This is a genomic window from Micromonospora sp. D75 (assembly GCF_018070405.1).
Taxonomy (GTDB): Bacteria; Actinomycetota; Actinomycetes; order Mycobacteriales; family Micromonosporaceae; genus Micromonospora; species Micromonospora chalcea.
In genome coordinates this window covers 1-2,107 of sequence record NZ_JAGPXV010000831.1, presented here as the reverse complement: position 1 = coordinate 2,107, position 2,107 = coordinate 1, and the positions used below count along the sequence as shown (strand labels likewise).

2 protein-coding genes are annotated in these 2,107 nt (G+C 76.6%); one reads left to right on the top strand and one right to left on the bottom strand.

From position 1 onward, the window contains the following. Positions 1-182 precede the first annotated feature (182 nt). Positions 183-1,424: a hypothetical protein gene (locus KBX39_RS29660; RefSeq protein ID WP_233514755.1), complete on the bottom strand. Its 1,242-nt coding sequence runs from the start codon at positions 1,422-1,424 to the stop codon at positions 183-185. Between the two features lie 91 nt (positions 1,425-1,515). Between KBX39_RS29660 and KBX39_RS29655 the strand changes: the two genes are divergently transcribed. Next, positions 1,516-1,992: a molybdenum cofactor biosysynthesis protein gene (locus KBX39_RS29655; RefSeq protein WP_166456238.1), complete on the top strand. Its 477-nt coding sequence runs from the start codon at positions 1,516-1,518 to the stop codon at positions 1,990-1,992. Positions 1,993-2,107: the final 115 nt, after the last annotated feature.

Genomic DNA, 2,107 nt, shown 5'->3' with positions numbered 1-2,107 from the left:
CCCCGGCCCCTCACCCCCGCGATCTTGCACTTGTGGCCCGCTCAAAGCGGGGCGAAGCCGGCATCTTCGGGGCGTTAAGTGCAAGATCGACGAGGGCGAGGGCGCGATCACCGCGAGGGTGGGCGTGGCGACGCCGAGGGAAGGCGGCGGGGAAGTGGGAGAGCGGCGAGCGTGGGGCGGGGTCAGGGGAGGGTTGCGTCTTGCTGGGCTGTTGCGCCGGAACCGACGGCCAGGCCGAGGTGCAGGCCCACCAGGTCCAGGATGCTCGGCTCGGCGGATGCGGCGGACGGGCTCGGCTCGGTTGTCGGATCGGGCTCGCCGGTCGGAACCGGATCAGCCGTCGGGCTCACGCTCGGCGCCGGCGTCGCCGGACCGGCGGCGGGTGGGCCGGACGATTCGACGATCACGGGCGTACGGCCGCTCACGCGCGTCGACGGGGATCCGGCGGCAGGTGGCGCGGTGGTGGGGACCCGATCACCCGAACCGGCGGCCGGAGGTCGCGGCGCGGGCCGGGGTGGCCGGGACGCGGGGGGAGACGACGGGTTGACCGGGGTCGCCACGGGCGGCACTGACGAAACGGCCGGTGGGGGCGCGGTCGCCGGGTGGGTCGCGGTTCGGGCTGCCGGGTCGGTCTGCCCGGCGGTCGCGGTCCAGGTGCCGGCGGAGGTGACGCCCAGCAGTACGGCCATCGCTGCGACGCCCGCCGCGGCCAGCCGCTGGGGGAGCGCCCGTTCGGCGGGGGCGTCCCACGGCCCGAGCGGCCGGGGTGGGCGGGGCCGGGCGGCCCGGTGGGCGGACCACAGCGCCTCGACGTCCTCCACCACCGCGGTGCGCGTACCGGTGGCGTCGGCGTGGGCCAGGGTGAGGTAGAACCGGGCGTTCGCCGCGCCCGGCGCCGGCACGCGCAGACCCGCCGGTGCGCCGCCGTCCGTGCCGTGCAGCAGGGTGACCGGACGGCCGGGGTGGTGCCCGAGTCCGCGCAGATTCCGCAGGGGCCACTCCCGGCCGACGCCGGGCCCGGTGAAAGCGACCCGCCGGTCGGTCACCACGGCGGCGCCGCTGGCGATCACGCGCAGCCCGGCCGGTAGCGGGCCCTCGGCCGGGTCGAGACATCCGGCGAGCGTGCCGTCCGGCACCGGCAGTCCGGGTAGGTGCCGGGCCGTGGCCTCGACGAGGTCGACGGTGGGCAGGATGCGGTAGACGACCTCTCCGTCGTCCAGTGGCACCGGTAGCGCGGTGCCGGCCAGGACGCACCCGTGGAAGCCGGCCGCTTCGATCCGGAGCCGGTCGAGGTGCTCCGCGCGCCGCCGCCAGGCCCGCGCCGCCGTCTCGTACGCCTGGCGCCGGCGCTCGTTCTCGCGCCGCGCCCAGGCCAGCCGCCGCCGGGGATGAGCCCCGATCGCGTCGGGTCGCCTCGCCGTCACACCTGGTACAACGCCCTGCGTAAGCCGCGGATACGTGAGCGCGGCTATCGTCCGTTTTGGCGGTGGTATGCCCGCGATTACACTTCGGGGCATGCCGCGGATCGTCCAGTTGCTGGCCTCGCCCGTGCACCGGTACGTGGGCCGCCCCGCGGACGGGCCCGCCCCCGCGCCGCCGGGTGAACTGGTCGAGCGGGTGGAGGTGCGCGCCGGGCTCGGCATCGTCGGGGACCGCTACTTCAGCCGCCCGGCGCACCGGCAGGCGAGCGTCACGCTGATCGCGCGGGAGTCGCTGCCGCCCGGGGCGGACCTCACCCAGCTGCGGCGCAACGTGCTGACCGACGGCATCCCGGTGGACGAGCTGGTCGGCCGGGTGCTCACCCTCGACTCCGGCGACGGTCCGGTCCGCCTGCGGGTGCACCGGGCCGCGCCGCCGTGCGCCTGGCTCGACGTGGTGGTCGCGCCCGGCACCTGGAAGGCGATGCGTCGCCGGGGCGGTGTGCGCTGCGCGCCGCTCACCGACGGCGTCCTGCGGGTCGGGCCGGTCACCGTCTCCGTCGACGACGACTGACCCGGTTCGGGAACTTTTCCCGCCCGCCGGCCGACCAACCGGAGGTCGCCGACAGTCAGGCCCGGTGGCAGGAGGGACGCCAGGGATGAACCGAGCGGGCAGCGGATCCGTACCG

Coding starts and splice junctions, on each gene's coding strand:
- KBX39_RS29655 (WP_166456238.1), top strand. CDS start 1,516: ATGCCGCGGATCGTCCAGTTGCTGGCCTCGCCCGTGCACCGGTACGTG.